Raw genomic sequence first — 19,855 nt, forward strand, 5'->3', positions numbered from 1 at the left:
TATTTCCTGTATTAATTAAAAAATAACGATATATATTGAACCTTTAGTTCAAAAGGATTGAAGTAATGCAGAATCTGCTAACCTTAGATGCGTTACGTGTACTTGATGCGATAGATAGAAAGCAAAGTTTCGCTGCGGCAGCAGATGAATTATTCCGTGTTCCCTCTGCTATTTCCTATACCATCAACAAACTTGAGGAAGACTTGGGCGTTGCCTTATTTGACCGTTCTAAGCGTAAGGCTGAATTTACTCAGGTGGGCCAGCTCATCTTGCAACAAGGTCGCGCTATTTTAAAAGCCAGTGATGAGTTAACTCATATGGCAAAACAAGCGGCAAGTGGTTGGGAGTTAGAGCTGAGAATATGCATGGACAGCATTCTGCATTATCAGGCAATTTACGATCTGATTAACCTATTCCAACAAAGTTACCCCTGGATAGACATTCGCCTCACTCAAGAAAACTTTGGTGGCACTTGGGATTCTTTAAGTGCGGGTGAAACCGACCTTATCATTGGCGCTTCTGACGAACCTTACACTAATGATTTTGACACCCATCCATTAGGTTTGGCTGAGTTCATTTTTGCCATTGCTAAAGATCATCCTTTAAGTCTTGAGCCCGAGCCTCTTACTTCTGACAAGATCAAGCAGTACCCTTCCATTGTGGCTATGGATAGCTCAAGATACTTACCGCCAAGATCGGCAGGTTTATTAGACGGGCAAGCTCGTATTACCGTTCCTGATTTGCAGAAAAAAATTGATGCTCAGCGCTACGGATTGGGTGTTGGTTATTTGCCTTTGCATCGAATCCAAGACTACTTACAAAGTGGTGAATTAATTAGCCCCAGATTAGAAAATGCAGAGGCAAGACAACACCAACTATGCATTGCTTGGCGTAAAGATAATCATGGAAAAGCATTAGCTTGGTTTGTCGAAAAACTCAAAGAAATGCAGCTCACTCGCTTTCTGAATTATTAAAAAATGGCTATTTCAACTAAATAAGATAAACAGATACTCTCCTATGAAAATTTTAATTGCTCCAGATTCGTTTAAAGAATCCCTCAGTGCTGAACAAGTGGCTAAGGCGATTGAACAAGGTTTTAGACAACATTTTGCAGAGGCAGATTATCATCACGTCCCGATTGCAGATGGTGGCGAAGGCACCTTGGCCGCTTTGGTTTCTAGTAACCAAGGAGAGATAAATACAAGTCTAGTTGAAGGCCCTTTAGGAGATTTAACTAAAGCAAAATGGGGATTAATCAATCAAGGGGACGTTGCGGTAATTGAGCTTGCTGAAGCGTCTGGTTTAGCGCTCGATGCGCCAGAAAAGAGGCAGGTTTTAGCGGCATCCAGCTATGGAACTGGGCAAATCATCAAGCAAGCATTAGATCTTGGCGTAACGCAAATTATACTCTGCCTTGGTGGCAGTGCGACCAATGATGCAGGAGCAGGTATTGCACAAGCCCTTGGTATTCAACTATTAGACAAAGCCGGTAATGAGATAGAAAAAGGCGGCGCGGCATTATCTCAATTAGATAAGATCAATATTGATAATCTTCATCCAAGAGCAAACCAAATAGAATGGCTCCTTGCCTGTGATGTGGATAATCCATTATGTGGCCCAAGAGGGGCAAGCGCTGTTTTTGGACCACAAAAAGGTGCCACACAAGAAGAGGTAAAAACGCTCGATGCTGCCTTAGCGCATTTTGCTAAACAGATAGCAGACCTAACCAAAGAGAACCACGCTACAACCTCAGGTTACGGTGCAGCTGGCGGCACGGCTCTTGGTATCTCACTTTTTGCTCGACCTAAACTCGAAGCGGGTATCGATATCGTTTTAAGGACAGCTAATTTTGAGCAGCACCTTGAAGGCGCTGATCTTGTTATTACAGGTGAAGGCCAGATGGATTATCAAACTCTTCACGGTAAAGCCCCTTTTGGTGTTGCCAAAGCAGCGAAAGAAAAAGGCATCAAGGTAATTGGTATTTCAGGCTCTTTGGGCGCGGACACAAGCGGATTAGAAGATTACTTCGATGCTATTTTTGATTCGACTCGCGCTTCTATGCCATTAGAGCAAGTATTAGTTGAGGCAGAAAAGAATCTAGTTCATCTTGCCTCAAATATCGCCGCGACATTAAAGCTAAGCCTAGGTTAACAATAACCTAGAGCTATAAGCCGCCCATTAGGTCGATGTTAGTGCCTGTTGCAAAGGATGCTTTGTCGGATGCAAGCCAATAGATTGCTTCGGCAATCTCAATTGGCTCGCCGCCCCTTTGCATTGGAATTTTCTCTTTCAAGCGATCTACCCTACCTGGTTCGCCACCATCGGCATGCATATCCGTATAAATAAGACCGGGTCTCACGCCATTAACCCTAATCCCCTGAGTTGCAACCTCAAGAGACAAGCCTCTTGTCATGGCATCCATAGCGGCTTTTGACGCAGCATAGTCGACATATTCGTTAGGTGAACCTGTTTTTGCTGCCCCTGAAGACACATTAATAATGCTGCCACCTTGGCCATCATATTTAAATGACATACGTTTAACTGCCTCTCTGGCACACAAAAAAGCACTGGTTACATTATTAATTAGGATGGTGTTAATACGCTCAGCCGTCATGTCTTCTAAACGCATTTGCTGCTTTAAGATACCTGCATTGTTCACTAAGACAGAAACTGGACCCAGCTCTTTATCTACTTGCTCAAACAGACGCACTACATCATCTTCTTGGGCAACATCGGCTTGAACCACAATGCATTTTGCACCTTGAGAACGGAGTTTCTCAGCTAATTCATTGGCTGGCGCAGCTTGAGATTTATAGTTTAGACAGATGGCATAACCATGCTCAGCAAATAACTCTGCTGTTGTTGCCCCTATACCACGACCAGATCCTGTGATGACAACGATTTTTGAACTTTGCATACACTTCCTTATCTCAAGTTACGGGTGTTTAGAGTAACTTAAGAAAGCGTTTTTAGTCATCTTTTTCATTTTTAAGGTCAAGCCCAGGATAAAGCTTTTTGGTGCAGGCAGGACAAATGGCATGGCTAAATTCAGCCTCTGAATGCTCGCTAATATAGCTCTCTATTTTATTCCAATAGCCTTTATCATCCCGAATATTTTTACAGGATGCGCAGATAGGTAGAAAACCACTGAGTAAGTTGACCTTATCCAATGCCTCACTTAGTTCCAACACTAAACGCTGGTTTTCTAATTCGGCTTCCTTTCGTATATGAATATCTGTGTGAGTTCCTACAATTCTTTGAGGTTTACCTTCATTATCCCAACTGAATATTTTGCCTCTATCAAGTACCCAAAGGTATGAACCATCTTTGCAGAGTAGTCTGTGTTCATTGTGGTAAAAGGGTGTTTTTCCCTCTAGATGATCATTAAGGTCTTGATACACCCTTTCTCTATCCTCTGGGTGAAGGCGATTATCCCACTCTTCTGGCGATGAGCTTATTTCATCATCACTGAAGCCAAGCATTTCTTTCCACCTTGAGGAGAAGAACACTTGATTGGTAGCTGCATTCCAATCCCAAACACCATCCATGTTACCTTCGATTGCAAAAATCCAACTTGTTTCTTTGTCTTGGGAATGACTTGCTGCCTCTGTCAGTCTAGAAGCCAGTAATTTGAGACTAGAGATTTCTTGCTTTAAACCAAGAACCTCTTCATTTAAGGACTGTATTTTTTGTTTTGACACTGACGCCTCCACTATCCTCAAGTATTTATTACACCTTCGAGCTTGGTTGCATAACAGTCCTTAGGCAGCAGCCATTGCCTTGATGATATCGCGCCAACTCAGTATGCCGACGGGTCTTCCCTCATGATTTAAAACGGGTAAACAGGATAGATTGAATTCATTAAATAACGCGATGGCTTTAGCTAATAAATCATCCTCATTGAGAACAATGGGCTTTCGCGTCATGATTTGATGCACTTTAATATTTAAGCAAGCTAAGTCATCATGGGTAGCCACCTTACTAAACACTTTCGGGTTTAACGCCTTAAGTAAGTCCCTATCTGATAGCACACCGTATAACTTGCTACATTTCTCATCTACAACCAATAAATGATGGAACTTCTTTGTATCAAAAATCGCTTTTATCATATCAAGCTCATCATCCATCAATACCGTAACCAAGTCTTCACTCATTAATTTAGAAACCTTCATAATTAGCAAGCTCCCTATACATTGACTAATGAAACACAAAATTTCCGGCTACTTTAAAATTAAAAGCAAGTTCATAAAAAATCCAGTTTAATGCTCAGAATAAAATAGATAGCGGCTTAAACCTTGATTCACAATATAAAACCCATCATATATGGAAGCAAAATCACTTAAATTCAGGCTAAATGAAAATCAAATTTGTTAAGGAACCTGCGAGTAATTCCTCTCGCCTCAGCGTGTGGATAAAAGCCATTAGATTTATGGCGAGGAGCGCAACTTAATAGTCATTCTATTGATAAGCTCTTCAACGTAAAGATAGGGCTTTTAGACCACGCCCTTCGGGTCTTTGAAGAATACCTAAACGGCATTTCAGAAAAAGTCACACCCTGTGTTGTTACTTCTCGAAAGGTACCTACATTACGTCAAAGTAACGCCTTGTGTGATACTTTTTCCCATATACCTTAGAAGTGCAGACTGAGAAGAGGTGACTTATTCGCAGGTTCCTTAAGTTTCACACCATCAATATTTACAAAAACATGCGAAATAACATTTTAAATCCCAATAAAAAAGGCCTGATAAAATCAGACCTTTTTTGCACTTCTTTTTTAAAAGAGACGCTTTTATAGGCTAGCTTTAGATGCCAAAGTAGCTGTAGGAACATCATATTTAATGGTGTCACCTTTTTGGATTTTACCAGCATCATCTTCGTAGTAGTAAACTAGGCTCATAGTTGCATAAGCCAAAGCGAATGATTCGCTTGGTAAAGAGCCGTCGCCACAGCCAACGTTATAGCTAGCAATACGTGATTTCTCTACCGTGATAACTAGGTATGGATCAGCACCATTACCTTCACGAGATGGCTTGGTAATCATGATTTCACATGTTTTACCTTCAGCACCTGGTGAGAACAAGAAAGTGGTTAGTAATGGACTTGCACCATCAGAACCGCGAGAAATGCTAAGTTCACCTAAACCAACCATACCTTGGTCTGCATTGTTTGCGTTACCAACATCAACGGTTACACCACGAACAGCACCCCAAGAAAGAGAATCGATTGCGAAGAAACCTTTTTTACCACCTACTTCACCAATTGTTGCTGCACCGTTAATTGCATCAACACCATCAATACGCATATATATAGTAGCCATAATTTAATTCCTTATATTTCAATTGAATATCAATAAATTTTAAAAACCTAAAAGTTAATCCCAAGAAAAATTAAATTCTTTTGTTAAACAAACTTCATAAAACTGAAGCTTTTATTTAAAACCTAACTAAGAGGTTTTTAAAATTAACTCGTCTTGTTGATAAAAATAGTACGACGGGAAACTAGCTGAGTAAATGAAATGAATTTAACATCCATGACTTCTTCATATTCTGCTAATACATAATTACATAAACTAAGTAGGTAAAATCAAAAATAAACCTAAGACATTGATAAATAACAATTTATATAGAAAAATAAAATTATAAAGATCTACATTTTTTATTCACATTCAGGCTAAAAATGCAGTTAAAAATGGAGAAAACTGCTTATTTAAAATAAGTAGAAAGCATATTTCGGAAAAAGTAGTGAATTTAAAAATAAATCTAACAAAATTACTTGATCCTTTATTTAAAGGACAAGGTTATCACTCCTTATAATTACATCTTTCTAAGATTAACCACTTATCTACTGAAGCTTCTTTGCTACATTAAAAGCAAAAGCACTTTAAAATAAGTTAGTTTTTTTCTCCTTTATCAAGTACTTGAGCTAATAATAGGGAACCTACAATTAAGTCACCTCTTCTCAGTCTTGCCAGAAAAAGCCTCAAAAAAGACGAAAGTACTTATTCGCAAGCAGCCTAGGTCTTACAAAACTGCCTACTCAATACTCTCAAACACCCTAAAAGCTATCTGCCAGCCTACTTGTAAAACTGCAAGACAAAGATTATTACGTCACATTAAAACGCCTCTAAGCTAGCTTGAGAGAGTTTCAGCTCTACCAGTCTAAGGAGATTTCGCTTCAAATCGCCCCTTTATCATTTTTTTGGCAAAAAAAATCCCTGCCGAAGCAGGGATTTTGTTGTAACGCTTAAAGATTTCTTAGCTTACCAGCCAGTCAATTCTTTTAGAGCATCACCGATTTCAGCTAGAGAACGAACAGTTTTAACACCTGCGTCTTCTAATGCTGCAAATTTCTCATCAGCAGTACCTTTACCACCAGAGATGATAGCGCCGGCATGACCCATACGCTTACCAGCTGGAGCAGTAACACCTGCAATGTAAGAAACAACAGGCTTAGTTACATTAGCTTTAATGTAAGCAGCCGCTTCTTCTTCTGCAGTACCACCGATTTCACCGATCATAACAATCGCTTCAGTTTTAGGGTCGTTTTGGAACAACTCTAGAACGTCGATGAAGTTAGTACCTGGGATTGGGTCACCACCAATACCTACGCAAGTAGATTGACCGAAGCCAGCATCAGTAGTTTGCTTAACTGCTTCATAAGTCAAAGTACCAGAACGAGATACGATACCTACTTTACCTGGCAAGTGAATGTGACCAGGCATGATACCGATCTTACATTCGCCTGGTGTGATAACACCTGGGCAGTTAGGTCCGATTAGGCGAACACCTAGCTCGTCACATGCAACTTTACAGTCAAGCATGTCTAGTGTTGGGATACCTTCAGTGATACAAACGATTAGTTTGATACCGCTGTTAGCTGCTTCAAGGATAGAGTCTTTACAGAAAGGCGCTGGCACATAGATAACAGATGCTTCAGCACCTGTTTCTTCTACTGCTTCACGTACAGTGTTAAAAACAGGTAGGCCTAGGTGAGTTTGACCACCTTTACCAGGTGTTACACCACCAACCATTTTTGTACCGTAAGCAATTGCTTGCTCAGAGTGAAAAGTACCTTGACCACCAGTAAAACCTTGGCAAATTACTTTAGTATCTTTGTTAATTAGAACAGACATTATTTGCCCTCCGCAGCTTTAACAACTTGAACAGCCGCGTCTTTTAGACTTGAAGCCGCAATAATATCAAGATCAGATTTAGCTAGTACTTCACGACCTAGCTCAGCATTTGTACCTTCAAGACGTACAACAACAGGCACCTGAACACCTACTTCTTTAACTGCACCGATAATACCTTCAGCAATCATATCGCAACGTACGATACCACCGAAGATGTTAACCAATACGGCTTTAACATTGTCATCAGAAAGGATGATTTTGAATGCTTCAGATACACGCTCTTTAGTCGCGCCGCCACCAACGTCTAGGAAGTTAGCTGGCTTGCCACCGTGTAGGTTTACGATGTCCATTGTACCCATCGCTAGGCCTGCACCGTTAACCATGCAACCAACGTTACCGTCTAGCGCTACATAGTTAAGTTCGAAAGAGGCTGCATGTGCTTCACGTGCATCTTCTTGAGATGGATCGTGGAACTCTTGCATTTTCTTTTGACGGTAAACAGCATTGCTATCAATGTTGATTTTTCCGTCTAGGCAGTGAATATTGCCTTCTTCAGTGATTACCAATGGGTTGATTTCTAGTAGTGCGAAATCAAAGTCATGGAACATCTGAGACAAACCTAGGAAAACTTTAGTGAATTGCTTGATTTGAGTTGGGTTTAGGCCCAATTTAAATGCAAGTTCACGAGCTTGGTAAGGTTGTGCGCCAACTAGAGGATCGATGATTGCTTTGTGAATCAACTCTGGAGTTTCTTCAGCAACAGTCTCGATATCCACACCACCTTCTGTAGATGCCATGAACACAACGCGGCGTGTAGCACGGTCAACAACTGCACCAAGGTACAATTCGTTAGCAATATCTGTGCAAGACTCAACTAGGATTTTAGAAACTGGCTGACCATTTTCGTCAGTTTGGTAAGTCACTAAGTTTTTACCAATCCACTGGTTAGTGAATTCAGCAATTTCTTCGTGAGTCTTAACTAGCTTAACACCGCCTGCTTTACCACGTCCGCCTGCATGTACTTGAGCTTTAACAACCCACATGTCGCCGCCGATTTTCTTAGCTGCTTCTACCGCCTCTTCTGGCGTGTCACATGCATACCCTGTAGATACTGGCAGGCCGTATTCAGCAAAAAGCTGCTTAGCCTGATATTCGTGTAGGTTCATTTGTTTTTCCGCTCATCTTGTAATGATTGATATAAGCTCTGCCACATTGACAGAAATTGTCAGCACCTGCGCTCATCATTCACAGGGCTGACAAATCGAATTTTTATAGCGATTATTTACGCTTTTTACGGTTTGCAATATGGATAGCATGGCCATCAACAGCAAGTGCTGCTTCATGCACTGCTTCACTCACTGTTGGGTGAGCAAATACAGTTAGAGCAATATCTTCTGCAGTTGAACCAAATTCCATTGCAATAACAGCTTGAGCGATCAAGTCTGCCGCATGGCCACCAATGATATGGCAACCTAGGATACGATCAGTTTCTTCATCGGCAATGATCTTAACGAATCCGTCAGTATCATTTGCTGCCATAGCACGACCAGATGCTGCAAATGGGAATTTACCCACTTTATAGCTAACACCAGCGGCTTTAAGTTCTTGTTCGTTTTTACCAACCCAAGCTAGTTCTGGGTGAGTATAAATTACTGAAGGAATGCAGTCATAGTTCATTTGCGCTTTATGGCCTGCAATAATGTCAGCAACCATCACACCTTCTTCAGATGCTTTGTGCGCCAACATAGGACCACGTACGATATCACCAATTGCGAATACACCTGGTACAGATGTACGGCACTGATCGTCAACAAATACGAAACCACGCTCATCTAGCTTAACGCCAGAATCAGCAGCTAGACATCCATCAGTAAATGGCTTACGACCAACAGCAACAATTAGTTTGTCGAAAGTTTGCTTCTCTTCTTCACCTTTAGCGTTAAGGTAAGTTACTTCAACTTCTTCACCCTTAACTTCACTTCCAGTTACACGTGCACCAACACGAATATCTAGGTGTTGTTTTTTGAAGATCTTGCCAGCTTCTTTTGCAATATCTTTATCACAAACGCTTAGGAATTGATCTTGAGCTTCTAGAACAACAACGTCAGAACCTAGGCGAGCCCAAACAGAACCAAGCTCTAGACCGATAACGCCAGCACCGATAACACCTAGACGTTTTGGCACTTCACGGAAATCCAATGCACCTTCATTATCAACGATAATGTCACCAGTACGAGGCGCTGGTGGGATATTTACAGGTACAGAACCCGTTGCCAAGATAACGTTTTCAGCATCTAGTACAGTTACTGTGCCGTCATGGGCTGTGAATTCAACTTTCTTACCAGCAAGTACTTTACCCATACCTTCAAAGCTAGTTACGCCATTTGCTTTGAAAAGACCAGTAATACCACTTGTCAATTGATCAACAATTTTATCTTTACGATCAACCATGGCATTTACATCCATGCTTACATCGCCAACCGCAATACCATGAACACCGTATGATTCTTTTGCATCATGGTACTTATGTGAAGAGTCCAACAAGGCTTTAGAAGGGATACAGCCTACGTTCAGACAAGTACCACCAAGTCTTGGCTTATTGTCTTTGTCTAGCCACTTTTCAATACAAGCTGTTTTAAGGCCCATTTGAGCAGCACGGATAGCAGCAACGTAACCACCAGGGCCGCCACCAATTACAATAACATCAAATTTTTCAGACATAAGGGTTTCCATTTCTCGGTCAATACGGGCACAACCACATCTAGCTTATAGAAGAGTCGTGCCTCATGTTGTAATTTACCCGACCCAGGATAAGGGCCGAGCTTATAATTTGCTCAGTTACACTTCAAGCAACAAACGTGCTGGATCTTCCAACAAGTCTTTTACTTTAACAAGGAATTGAACCGCTTCCTTACCATCAATCATACGGTGATCGTAAGACAATGCTAAGTACATCATAGGCTGGATAACAACCTGACCATTTACAGCCATTGGACGCTCTTGGATTTTATGCATACCCAAGATAGCTGTTTGTGGTGGATTCAAAATTGGTGTCGACATTAGGGAACCAAAGGTACCACCATTAGTGATAGTGAATGTACCACCTTGCATATCTTCAAGACCTAGCTTGCCATCACGACCACGAACTGCGAAGTCCATGATACCACTTTCGATGTCAGCAAGACCCATTGAATCAGTATTACGTAGAACAGGTACCATTAATCCACGGTTAGTAGATACGGCAACACCAATATCTTGGTAACCATGGTAAACCATGTCATTACCATCGATAGATGCGTTCACTGCTGGGAAGGCTTTAAGTGCTTCAGTCACAGCTTTAACAAAGAAAGACATAAAGCCTAACTTAGTACCGTTATGGGTTTTAAGGAACAAGTCCTTATACTTCTTACGAAGCTCCATTACAGGACCCATATTAACTTCGTTATAAGTCGTTAGCATTGCAGCTGTTTGCTGTGCTTCAACCAAACGCTTAGCAATAGTTGCACGAAGGCGAGTCATTGGAACACGCTTCTCAACGCGACCATCTGTGTTCGCTAGCGGAGCAGCAGGTGCTGGAGTCGCTGGCGCTACAACAGGTGCAGCTGCTGGCGTAGCTGGTGCTTGAGCAGGCGCTTGTTTTTGAGCAGCTTCAACATCTTCTTTAGTGATACGACCACCTTTACCTGTGCCCTTAACTTGAGCAACAGTTAAACCAGCTTCAGCTAGTGCTTTACGCGCTGCAGGGCCTGCAACTGCGTCATCATCACCTTCTGTTGCAGCAACTTCAGCAACCGCAGCAGCTGGTGCAGCAGAAGCACCAGTTGCGCCTACTAGGAAAGATGCTAGCACTTGATCACTTAGTACTGTATCGCCTTCAGCAGCTAATACATTACCAATAACACCAGCGGCTGGTGCAACAACTTCAAGTACAACTTTATCTGTTTCAATGTCAACAATGTGCTCATCACGTTCACATAGTTCACCTGGTTGTTTGTGCCAAGCTGCAACAGTACCGTCAGCAACAGACTCTGGGAAAACAGGCGCCTTAATTTCAACACTTTCAGTTGACTCAGAAGCAGCAGCTGCCGGTGCAGCAACAGGTGCTTCAGCCGCAACAACTGCATCACCAGCAACAAAAGTAGCTAGTACTTCAGCACTTAGGACAACATCACCTTCAGCTTTATGAATAGTTTGGATAACACCATCTGCTGGCGCTACAACTTCAAGAACAACTTTATCTGTTTCAATATCAACAATGTGCTCATCACGAGAACATGCTTCACCTGGCTGCTTGTGCCAAGTTGCAACCGTACCATCGGCTACTGATTCCGGAAAAACTGGTGCTTTTATTTCGATACTCATTTTAAACCCTTAATTACTTTGACTGACGTTGTATTAGCCTTGGATGGCATCGTTTACTAACGCTTCTTGTTCTTCAATATGGATAGACATGTAACCTGCTGCTGGTGCTGCAGAAGAAATACGACCTGCAAAGCGGATCTTCAACTGCGGATACAAGGCTTCCAATACACGATTCATACGGTGGCGATTAGCATGCCAAGCGCCTTGGTTCTTAGGCTCTTCTTGACACCAAACTAATGATTCAACATTAGTATAAGGCGCTAATACTGCTTCGAAATCTTTGTATGGGAATGGATATAACTGCTCCAAACGAATAACAGCCACATCGTCTTTCGCCAATTCTTCACGACGATTAATCAAATCGTAGTAAATCTTACCGCTACAGATAACCAAACGCTTCACATCAGCAGGGTCTGCTTTAGATGAAGAATCAGGTAATACAGTTTTAAAGCTGCCTTCAGATAAATCTTCCAAAGATGAAATTGCCTGCTTATGACGCAACAAGCTCTTTGGTGACAAGATAATCAAAGGACGGCGCATTGGACGAATCGCTTGACGACGCAAGATGTGGTAAATCTGAGCGGGTGTTGTTGGTACACAAACCTGAATGTTAAATTCAGCACAAAGCTGCATGTAACGCTCAAGACGAGCAGATGAGTGCTCTGGACCTTGACCCTCATAACCGTGCGGAAGCAACATAGTCAGACCGCATAAACGACCCCACTTGTGCTCACCACTCGTAATGAATTGGTCAATTACAACTTGGGCACCGTTAGCGAAATCACCAAACTGCGCTTCCCAGATAACCATACCTTTGGGTGACGTTGTCGCGTAACCATATTCGAACGCCAGAACCGCTTCTTCAGATAAGTACGAGTCATACAAATCTAACGGAGGCTGACCTTCAGACAAGTGTTTTAAAGGAATATAACTACTACCGTCTTTTTGGCTATGAATAACAGCATGACGGTGAGAGAAAGTACCACGACCAGAATCCTGACCAGTAATACGTAACGGGAAGTCTTGCTCTAACAAGGTAGCAAAAGCCAAAGTTTCAGCATAGCCCCAGTTAATCGGCAAAGCACCAGCCGTCATTTTATCTCTATCTTGATAGATTTTTTGTACCTGACGCTGAACCACAATACCATCTGGTATTTGAGTTAGCTTTTTAGCTAAATCTTGAAGTTTAGCAAGTGGGTAAGTTGTATCACCCGCATCAGTCCAACCAGCACCAATATAAGGGGTCCAGTCAACAAAAGATCCTGTTTGTGATTCAAGCACCAAGCTCTTAGAAACATGACGACCATTGTCTAAGTCTTCACGGTTTTCATCAACCAACTGTTTCTCTTCAGCTTTGGTAACAACACCATTGCTCACTAGCTTATCAGCATATTGAGTACGTGTTGTTTTTAGTTTGTTGATCACTTGGTACATGAGTGGCTGAGTACCAGAAGGCTCATCAGTTTCGTTATGACCACGGCGACGGTAACAAACTAAGTCAATCACTACGTCACGACCAAATTCGTAACGGTAATCTAAAGCAAGTTGAGTTACGAATAACACAGCTTCTGGATCATCACCATTAACATGGAAGATAGGAGCCTGAATCATTTTCGCAACATCAGTACTGTACTGAGTAGAACGTACGTCTTCTTGACGGTTAGTTGTGAAGCCTACTTGGTTGTTCACAACGATATGTACTGTACCACCTGTCTTATAGCCACGTGTTTGTGACATTTGGAAGGTTTCCATCACAACACCTTGACCAGCAAATGCTGAGTCACCGTGGATAGAAATAGGTACTACCGTCTTACCTGTTGTGTCATTACGACGGTCTTGACGAGCACGCACAGACCCTTCAACAACAGGTGAAACAATTTCTAAGTGAGATGGGTTAAAAGAAAGTGCAATGTGTACTTCACCACCTTCAGTCATCACATTAGAAGAGAAGCCTTGGTGATACTTAACGTCACCAGAAGTATTCACAAGTTTCTTACCTTCAAACTCGTCGAATAGATCTTTCGGATTCTTACCTAGTGTATTTACTAGTACGTTTAATCGACCACGGTGAGCCATACCAATTACAACTTCTTTTGCACCTAGTGCACCAGAACGCTGAATCAGCTCATTCATCATAGGGATTAAAGACTCACCCCCTTCTAGACCAAAACGCTTAGCACCTGGGTAACGGCTACCTAGATATTTCTCTAAGCCTTCAGCAGCGGTTAGGCGCTCAAGTAGGCTTTTACGCGTTTCATTGGAATATTGAGGATCAGATTGGGAAGATTCTACACGCTGTTGGATCCAGCGCTTTTCTTGGGTGTCGACTAGGTACATGAACTCGTAACCAATCGAAGAGCAATAAGTTTTTTCTAAACCTGCAATGATGTCTTTTAGCTTCATAACATCTTTGCTAAAGAATAGAGGGCCAGTGCTAAACTCTTCATCTAGGTCTGCACCAGTTAACTGGTGAAAAGCTAAATCCAAATCAGGCACTTGATTGCGGCCTTGCAAACCTAATGGATCAAGGTTCGCATGCTGATGTCCACGCATTTGATATGCGCTAATCAGTTGCAGTACTTTAATTTGCTTCTGTTCGTGGCCAGAGCTAACTGCTGCAGAAACTGCGGCTGGCTGAAAACGGAATTTATTTTTAGCCAGTTGTAGGAATTGTTCCTGTACAACAGAATGAGGTACATCAGTTGACTGACCCTCACTCACCCTTGGCAATTGGTCAAAGCATTTACGCCATTCTTCCGACACTGAGTTCGGATCGACGAGGTAGCTTTCAAATAGCCCCTCAATGTACTCTAGGTTGCCACCTGAGAAATGAGAGGTGCTCCATAGCAACTCCATTAAACTTTCGTGCATTCTCGATCACCCTTATGTTCGAGCCGTTTGTCGTTTATACGACAAGTATCAATCTTATATTGTGTTGACTATATAAGGCTCGTGTGGCCTTTTAAGCCTGCCAATTTTACTACTTCATACTCTCTCTATTGTGTCAGTAAAATCGTTAATCATTCGGCACCAAATCTGAAGAGACAAACTAAGTACCTGCACTACCTTCCAACTGTGCCAAGTGATTAAACTTTATTTACTCATCCTTGTACCCACAATAAAGAAACTTAAATTCTGGGTTTATTTACGCTCGATCATTATGTTTGACCTTAAGAGCATAAATGGGCGGCATAGCATATATGCCGCCGATTTAACTCACCTTCATACTTATCATATGAAGGTGCAACATTTTTAAGTTGCGCGTTGTAGCAACATTGTACGAATGCTACCGATTGCTTTCGTCGGATTTAGCCCTTTAGGACATACATTCACACAGTTCATGATACCGTGACAACGGAATACGCTGAATGGATCATCTAGTTCAGATAGTCGTTCTTGTGTTGCATTATCACGTGAATCAATCAAGAAGCGATAAGCTTGCAACAAACCTGATGGTCCAACAAATTTATCTGGATTCCACCAGAAAGAAGGACATGCAGTAGAACAACAAGCACACAAGATACATTCGTATAGACCATCAAGCTTTTCGCGCTCTTCTGGGCTCTGCAAACGTTCAATTGCTGGTGCTGGTGTATCATTAATTAAATAGGGACGAATCTTCTCATATTGTTTGTAGAATTGCCCCATATCAACAACTAGATCACGAACCACAGGTAGACCTGGTAATGGACGTAAAACCAATTTGTCGTTTTTCAAAACAGCTGACATAGGTGTGATACATGCCAAACCGTTTTTACCATTCATGTTCATACCATCTGATCCACACACACCTTCACGGCATGAACGGCGATATGATACAGAAGGATCCTTATCTTTCATAAGGTTCAATACATCCAATACCATTAGATCTTTACCTTCAGGCAAATCTACTTGGACATCTTGCATGTAAGGAGCGTCATCCACTTCTGGATTGTAACGATAAATACTTACTAACATTTTGCAACTACCCCTTAGTATGTACGTGCTTTTGGTGGGAAAGCTTCAACTGTTTTAGGTGACATATTTACATCACGCTTAGTAACAGTTTTATTCGCTGGGTGGAATAGTGAATGCTTCAACCAATTTTCATCATCACGTTCAGTGTAGTCATTACGCGCGTGAGCACCACGACTCTCTTTACGGAATTCAGCAGGAATTGCAGTCGCTTCAGCCACTTCTAACAAGTTCTCAAGTTCAAGCGCTTCAATACGTGCAGTGTTAAAAGCCATACTCTTATCTTCAAGATGTAGGTTTTCAACACGTTTACGAATCTCAGCCAATTGCTTAAGACCTGTCTGCATCGCTTCACCGTCACGGAATACACCGAAGTAAAGTTGCATTGTTTTTTGCAAATCAGCACGAACAGCAGCAACACTCTCACCAGAGGTAGAGTTGTTTAGACGATTCAAACGAGCCATTGCACGTTCGATGTCAGTATCACTTGCGTCCATTGATTCGAAACCTTCATCCAAAGCTTTCTTCACTTGGATACCAGCGGCACGACCAAATACAACAAGGTCAAGTAGTGAGTTACCACCTAGGCGGTTAGCACCGTGTACAGATACACTTGCAGCTTCACCACAAGCATAAAGACCATCAACAACTAGGTCATTACCTTCAGCATCTACAGTCAAAGCCTGACCACCGATGTTAGTTGGTGTTCCACCCATCATATAGTGACAAGTAGGAATTACTGGAATTGGTTCTTTAACTGGATCAACGTGTGCAAACGTACGAGAAAGCTCAAGGATACCTGGTAGACGCTTATTCAGAGTCTCTTCACCAAGGTGATCTAGCTTAAGCAATACATGGTCACCATCTGGACCACAACCGCGGCCTTCTAGGATTTCAAGAATCATAGAACGAGCAACTACGTCACGACCAGCAAGGTCTTTCGCGTTTGGAGCATAACGCTCCATGAAACGTTCGCCATCTTTGTTAATTAGATAACCACCTTCACCACGACAACCCTCAGTAACAAGTGTACCCGCACCGTAAATACCGGTTGGGTGGAACTGCCACATTTCCATGTCTTGCATTGGGTAACCAGCACGAAGTGCCATACCAACACCATCACCTGTATTAATGTGAGCATTTGTCGTAGATTGGAAAATACGACCAGCACCACCTGTTGCCAAGACAGTCGCTTTTGCTTTTAGGTAAACAGTTTCACCTGTTTCAATGCAAATCGCGATAACACCAACAACAGCGTCATCATCATTTTTAACTAGATCAACAGCATACCATTCGTTAAAGAAGGTAGTGCCACCTTTCAAGTTCGCTTGGTAAAGCGTATGTAAAAGTGCGTGACCAGTACGGTCTGCTGCAGCACAAGTACGCGCTGCTTGTCCGCCCTTACCAAAATCCTTTGATTGACCACCGAAAGGACGTTGGTAAATACGGCCATTTTCTTTACGTGAGAATGGTAAGCCCATATGCTCAAGTTCAAATACAGCTTGTGGACCTACAGAACACATGTACTCAATTGCGTCTTGGTCACCAATATAGTCCGACCCTTTAACGGTGTCGTACATGTGCCAGCGCCAATCATCATTTGGGTCTTCACTTGCAATAGCACAAGTAATACCGCCTTGAGCAGATACTGTATGGGAACGTGTTGGAAATACTTTAGTTACACAAGCGGTATTTAAACCAGACTCAGTCAACTGTAGAGCAGCACGCATACCTGCGCCGCCGCCGCCAATAACAATGGCATCAAAAGAAATTGTACGTATATTAGCCATTAGTCTATAGCCCCCAAAGAACCTGAATGCCCCAAGTGATATAAACAAACATAGCTAAACCACATAGAGATTGAAAAAAGAAACGAACACCTGTTGCTTTAAGGTAATCAGTTGAAATAGACCATAGGCCAATCCAAGAGTGAACACCAATTGAAAGCAATGTCATTAAAGTAAAAATACGCATCCATGTGGCTTCAAACAAAGCACTCCACTGATCGTATGTAAGCTCAGGGTTCATTACTAGATATCCAAGAATGAATACCGTATACAAAGAAAGTACGATTGCTGATACACGCTGCACCATCCAATCATATAAGCCTGAACGGCCAAAGCTTGTTATTTGAGTTACCATATCCAAACTCCTACAACCAAAATTAGGATTGCAGCGATTACTAGGTTAGCTTTAGCTGCCATTTGGCCACTCTCTAACTCTTCAAAGTAACCGATATCCATAAACAAGTGTTTAATCCCTGCAACAAAGTGATACATCAAAGCAGAAACAACACCCCAAATGATGAATTTCGCGATGAAGCTTGTTTGCAAAGCATTTACAACTTGATCGAAACCTTCTTGTGAATCTAACGAAAGATCAAACGCGTAAAACAAAAATGCCAAGCCTACAAACAGGATGACACCGGTTACACGGTGAAGGATGGATACAATTGCGGTAACGGGCATTGATATAGTAGCTATATCAAGATTGACTGGTCTTTTTTTATTCACGACTCTTACACCATTTTTATCGATTGAATGGTCAATCACGACCTATCTCTCCATGAAGCAGCATTCAACTACCTCATTAGGCCTCTAACAGAATAGTCTTAATTTACGGGTTAATTCTATAAAAGCGACGTGACCTTATAGATTTCCCCTGCAAATCAATCATATTTCTGGGAACGCAATTATAGACCAGCCAAATTTACTAAGACAAATAGACAAGACAAGGGCTTTACAATGGTCGTCATTCACAAAATGAATAACCCCATACACAAGAACAATAATGGTATAAAATTACAAATTATTTTTCTAAAAAAAATAAAAAATATTTCATATATTTCAACAAGTTAACAAAAAATAATATACAAACACCCTATCACTCCGTATTAAGTTATGTATATTTATTACATCTTTTTTTTGTGGAAATACTATTTACACTTTTTTCGCAAGATTGATTTAACCTCTCAGAAACAGTATTTTTTGCGCACCTTCTGGGTCATACAGTCAGTTATCCACTCGACACCGTCCCGATTCAGAACTTGAAGGAGACTAAAAATGGCAGATAGAAAAGCTCGACTTACCGTAGATGGGATTGATGAAGTCATCGAACTCCCAATACTTTCCGGTACTCTTGGTACTGATGTAATTGATGTTCGTGGTCTTGGCTCTAAAGGTGTATTCACCTACGACCCAGGTTTCATGTCTACAGGTTCATGTGAATCAGCAATCACCTATATAGATGGTGATGCAGGTATCTTATTACATCGCGGCTACCCAATAGCACAACTTGCAGAGCATTCTGACTACCTAGAAACCTGCTACCTTCTTTTAAATGGTGAGCTTCCAACAGAAGAACAAAAAGCAGAGTTTGATAAAACGGTTCATAACCATACTATGGTGAACCAATCTATGCGTAAATTCCTTGAGGGATTCCGCAACGATGCTCACCCTATGGCGATCATGTGTGGTTTAGTAGGTGCGCTTTCTGCGTTCTACCAAGACCATATGGACATCAACAATCCAGAACACCGCGAAATTGCGGCATTCCGTTTGATTTCCAAAATGCCTACTTTGGCTGCAATTTGTTACAAGTACTCTAAAGATCAGCCAGTTATGTACCCACGTAACGACCTATCTTACGCTGAAAACTTCCTATACATGATGTTCGGTACACCATGTGAAGATTATGTAGTGAACCCAGTATTTGCAAAAGCTATGGATAAAATCTTTATCCTACACGCTGATCACGAGCAAAATGCATCAACCTCTACTGTGCGCTTAGCAGGCTCATCAGGCGCCAACCCATTCGCTTGTATTGCTGCTGGTATTGCAACACTTTGGGGGCCTGCTCACGGTGGTGCTAACGAAGCGGTACTGACTATGCTTGAAGAGATTGGTGATGAATCTAAGATTGATGAGTTCATTGCTAAAGCAAAAGATAAAGACGATCCATTCCGCCTAATGGGCTTTGGACACCGCGTTTATAAGAACTTCGATCCACGCGCTAAAGTAATGCGTGAAACTTGTGACGCTGTATTAGCAGAACTAGGTCAATCGAACGACCCTCTTCTAAAAATTGCTAAACGTCTAGAGCAAATTGCGCTAGAAGATCCTTACTTTGTTGAGCGTAAGCTTTATCCAAACGTAGACTTCTATTCAGGTATCATTCTGAAAGCTATTGGCATCCCAACAAGCATGTTCACTGTGATTTTTGCAGTTGCTCGTACTGTTGGCTGGATTTCACACTGGAACGAAATGATCAGTGGCCCATACAAAATTGGTCGCCCGCGTCAGCTTTATACAGGTGAAGCTCAAAAAGACTACCCTACCAAGTAAGTTTTTTTAGCCTAAAAAAACCGCGTCACTTAACTAAGAAGCGACGCGGTTTTTTTTCATTAGA

General features: G+C 41.8%; 16 protein-coding genes. 3 read left to right on the forward strand and 13 right to left on the reverse strand.

What is annotated here, in order from left to right:
* Positions 1–65 precede the first annotated feature (65 nt).
* Positions 66–974, forward strand: coding sequence for a LysR substrate-binding domain-containing protein (locus TW85_RS22660; protein WP_046019435.1), 909 nt, complete (start codon positions 66–68; stop codon positions 972–974).
* A 43-nt stretch (positions 975–1,017) separates the two neighbouring features.
* Entirely contained in the window at positions 1,018–2,151 is a 1,134-nt protein-coding gene (locus TW85_RS22665; RefSeq protein WP_046019436.1) for a glycerate kinase, read from the forward strand.
* Between the two features lie 13 nt (positions 2,152–2,164).
* Here TW85_RS22665 and TW85_RS22670 read toward each other — a convergent pair whose 3' ends face one another.
* From TW85_RS22670 to sdhC, 13 genes are all read right to left on the reverse strand, one after another.
* Positions 2,165–2,917 (reverse strand): SDR family oxidoreductase, encoded by a 753-nt coding sequence (locus TW85_RS22670; RefSeq protein WP_046019437.1) that lies wholly within the window; start codon positions 2,915–2,917, stop codon positions 2,165–2,167.
* 52 nt (positions 2,918–2,969) lie between these two features.
* Entirely contained in the window at positions 2,970–3,701 is a 732-nt protein-coding gene (locus tag TW85_RS22675) for a PAS domain-containing protein (protein ID WP_046019438.1), read from the reverse strand.
* 60 nt (positions 3,702–3,761) lie between these two features.
* Positions 3,762–4,172 carry a CBS domain-containing protein gene (locus tag TW85_RS22680; RefSeq protein WP_046019439.1) on the reverse strand — a complete coding sequence of 137 codons (411 nt, stop codon included), beginning with the start codon at positions 4,170–4,172 and terminating at the stop codon, positions 3,762–3,764.
* 617 nt (positions 4,173–4,789) lie between these two features.
* Positions 4,790–5,317 (reverse strand): type VI secretion system tube protein Hcp, encoded by a 528-nt coding sequence (locus TW85_RS22685; RefSeq protein WP_046019440.1) that lies wholly within the window; start codon positions 5,315–5,317, stop codon positions 4,790–4,792.
* Positions 5,318–6,259: 942 nt separating this feature from the next.
* Entirely contained in the window at positions 6,260–7,132 is an 873-nt protein-coding gene (sucD, locus tag TW85_RS22690) for a succinate--CoA ligase subunit alpha (protein ID WP_046019441.1), read from the reverse strand.
* The gene (gene sucC / locus TW85_RS22695) at positions 7,132–8,298 is read right to left on the reverse strand and encodes an ADP-forming succinate--CoA ligase subunit beta (protein WP_009831770.1); all 1,167 of its coding nucleotides are present in this window, start codon (positions 8,296–8,298) and stop codon (positions 7,132–7,134) included. The genes sucD and sucC overlap by 1 nt, the downstream gene beginning before the upstream one ends.
* Positions 8,299–8,410: 112 nt before the next feature.
* Positions 8,411–9,853, reverse strand: coding sequence for a dihydrolipoyl dehydrogenase (gene lpdA / locus TW85_RS22700; protein WP_046019442.1), 1,443 nt, complete (start codon positions 9,851–9,853; stop codon positions 8,411–8,413).
* A gap of 117 nt (positions 9,854–9,970) precedes the next feature.
* Entirely contained in the window at positions 9,971–11,494 is a 1,524-nt protein-coding gene (gene odhB, locus TW85_RS22705; RefSeq protein WP_052702379.1) for a 2-oxoglutarate dehydrogenase complex dihydrolipoyllysine-residue succinyltransferase, read from the reverse strand.
* Positions 11,495–11,527: 33 nt separating this feature from the next.
* Complete coding sequence (locus TW85_RS22710) at positions 11,528–14,365, reverse strand: 2-oxoglutarate dehydrogenase E1 component (RefSeq protein ID WP_046019443.1); 2,838 nt, start codon at positions 14,363–14,365, stop codon at positions 11,528–11,530.
* A 381-nt stretch (positions 14,366–14,746) separates the two neighbouring features.
* On the reverse strand, positions 14,747–15,451 hold the full coding sequence (locus TW85_RS22715; protein WP_046019444.1) for a succinate dehydrogenase iron-sulfur subunit: 705 nt from the start codon (positions 15,449–15,451) through the stop codon (positions 14,747–14,749).
* Between the two features lie 14 nt (positions 15,452–15,465).
* Positions 15,466–17,238: a succinate dehydrogenase flavoprotein subunit gene (sdhA, locus tag TW85_RS22720; protein WP_046019445.1), complete on the reverse strand. Its 1,773-nt coding sequence runs from the start codon at positions 17,236–17,238 to the stop codon at positions 15,466–15,468.
* A gap of 4 nt (positions 17,239–17,242) precedes the next feature.
* Positions 17,243–17,590, reverse strand: coding sequence for a succinate dehydrogenase, hydrophobic membrane anchor protein (gene sdhD / locus TW85_RS22725; protein WP_046019446.1), 348 nt, complete (start codon positions 17,588–17,590; stop codon positions 17,243–17,245).
* Entirely contained in the window at positions 17,584–18,000 is a 417-nt protein-coding gene (gene sdhC / locus TW85_RS22730; RefSeq protein ID WP_343251988.1) for a succinate dehydrogenase, cytochrome b556 subunit, read from the reverse strand. The genes sdhD and sdhC overlap by 7 nt, the downstream gene beginning before the upstream one ends.
* Before the next feature lie 510 nt (positions 18,001–18,510).
* On the opposite strand from sdhC, the gene gltA reads away from it, so the two are divergent.
* Positions 18,511–19,791 carry a citrate synthase gene (gene gltA / locus TW85_RS22735; protein WP_046019447.1) on the forward strand — a complete coding sequence of 427 codons (1,281 nt, stop codon included), beginning with the start codon at positions 18,511–18,513 and terminating at the stop codon, positions 19,789–19,791.
* Positions 19,792–19,855: the final 64 nt, after the last annotated feature.

The sequence above is a fragment of the Marinomonas sp. S3726 genome, assembly GCF_000967665.1.
GTDB lineage: Bacteria > Pseudomonadota > Gammaproteobacteria > Pseudomonadales > Marinomonadaceae > Marinomonas.